The sequence below is a fragment of the Nocardioides sp. genome (assembly GCF_034670285.1).
In the GTDB taxonomy this organism is placed as follows: Bacteria; Actinomycetota; Actinomycetes; order Propionibacteriales; family Nocardioidaceae; genus Nocardioides.
Genome location: NZ_JAXMNS010000563.1, coordinates 1 through 1758 on the forward strand (window position 1 = coordinate 1; position 1758 = coordinate 1758).

Annotated in this window: 2 protein-coding genes; both read left to right on the forward strand. The window is 71.4% G+C overall.

Translation table 11 applies throughout. The annotated features are described in order from the left end of the window. Positions 1–1218, forward strand: a 1218-nt coding sequence (locus VOI19_RS19075; RefSeq protein WP_323794506.1) for an ABC transporter ATP-binding protein, incomplete at its 5' end; no start/stop codon positions are given. After that, a partial coding sequence (locus VOI19_RS19080) for an ABC transporter transmembrane domain-containing protein (RefSeq protein ID WP_323794507.1) occupies positions 1215–1758 on the forward strand: 544 nt, incomplete at its 3' end. The genes VOI19_RS19075 and VOI19_RS19080, both read left to right, overlap by 4 nt.

Consider the following 1758-nt stretch of genomic DNA (forward strand, 5'->3'; position numbering starts at 1 on the left):
GTGATCTCCAAGATGGTGCCGAGCTTCCGGCTGATGCAGGGCCGTATCGACGAGGTCAACCGGGTGCTGCGCGAGCAGATCACCGGCATCCGCGTCGTGCGCGCCTTCGTGCGCGAGCCCTACGAGGCTGAGCGCTTCGGGCAGGCCAACGCCGACCTCACCGAGGTGGCTGTGCGGGCCGGGCGCTGGTTGGCGCTGATGTTCCCGCTCGTGCTCGTCGTGATCAACGTCGCCAGTGTCGGCGTCATCTGGTTCGGCGGGCAGCGCGTCGACAGCGGCGAGATGGGGGTCGGGGCGCTGACCGCGTTCCTCTCCTACCTGATGCAGATCCTGATGTCGGTGATGATGGCGACCTTCATGCTCATGCAGGTGCCGCGCTCGGCCGTGTGCGCCGACCGCATCGTGGAGGTCCTCGACACCGCCTCGTCCGTCGTGCCCTCCGCCGACCCCGTCACCCCCGACCCCGACCGTCGTGGCCACCTCGACCTCCTCGCCGCCGGCGTCACCTACCCGGGGGCCGACGCCCCGGTCCTGCGCGGCATCGACCTCAGCGCCCGCCCGGGCCAGACGGTCGCGGTCATCGGTTCGACCGGTGCGGGCAAGACGACGCTGCTCAACCTCGTGGCGCGGCTCTTCGACGCCACCTCCGGCGACGTGCGGGTCTCGGGAGTCTCGGTGCGCGACCTCGAGCCGAGCGTGCTCTGGGACCAGATCGGACTCGTGCCGCAACAGGCCTACCTCTTCTCCGGCACGGTGCGCTCCAACCTCGAGCACGGTCGCGCCGACGCGACCGAGGCCGAGATGTGGGCGGCGCTCGACGTGGCCCAGGCGCGGGAGTTCGTCGAGGACCTCGCCGACGGCCTCGATGCGAGGGTCGCCCAGGGCGGCACCAACTTCTCCGGCGGTCAGCGCCAGCGGCTCGCGATCGCGCGGGCCGTCGTACGGCGTCCGGCCATCTACCTCTTCGACGACTCGTTCTCGGCTCTCGACCTCGCAACCGACGCCCGCCTGCGCGCCGCGCTCAAGCCGGTGACCACCGACGCGACGGTGGTGGTCGTCGCCCAGCGCGTCTCCACCATCCGCGACGCCGACCAGATCCTGGTGCTCGAGGACGGCCGCGTGGTCGGGCGCGGCACCCACGACGAGCTGCTCGCCGGTTGCACGACGTACGCCGAGATCGTGTCGTCGCAGCACAGCGCCGAGGAGGTGCTCTCGTGAGCACTGAGCCCAAGCGGCCCTCGAAGGGTCAGGCCCTCGAGGCCACCGAGCGCATCGAGGCCCCGGCCGCCGGTCCGGGCCGCGGCCCGATGGGCGGCGGGATGGTCGTGCAGAAGGCGATGGACTTCGGTCCGTCGGCCAAGCGGATGGTCCGGCGCATGCGGCCCGACCGGGCTGCGGCGCTGCTGGTCGTCGCGCTGACCGTCGGCAGCGTGCTCCTGATGGCGATCGGCCCGCGCATCCTGGGGCGCGCCACCGACCTGGTCTTCAACGGTTTCGTCAGCCGTCAGTACCCCGCCGGCACTCCCGATCGTGACCTCCCCGAGGCCGTGCAGGGGCAGGGGGTCGTGCCCGGCCAGGGCGTCGACTTCGGCGCCGTGGGCCAGGTGCTGCTGATCGTGCTCGGCATCTACGTCGTCGCCTCGGTGCTGAGCTGGCTCGCGGGGTTCGTGCTCAACAGCGTCGTGCAGCGCACCGTCTACCGGATGCGCCAGGACGTCGAGGAGAAGATCAACAGGCTGCCGCTCGGCTACTTCGACC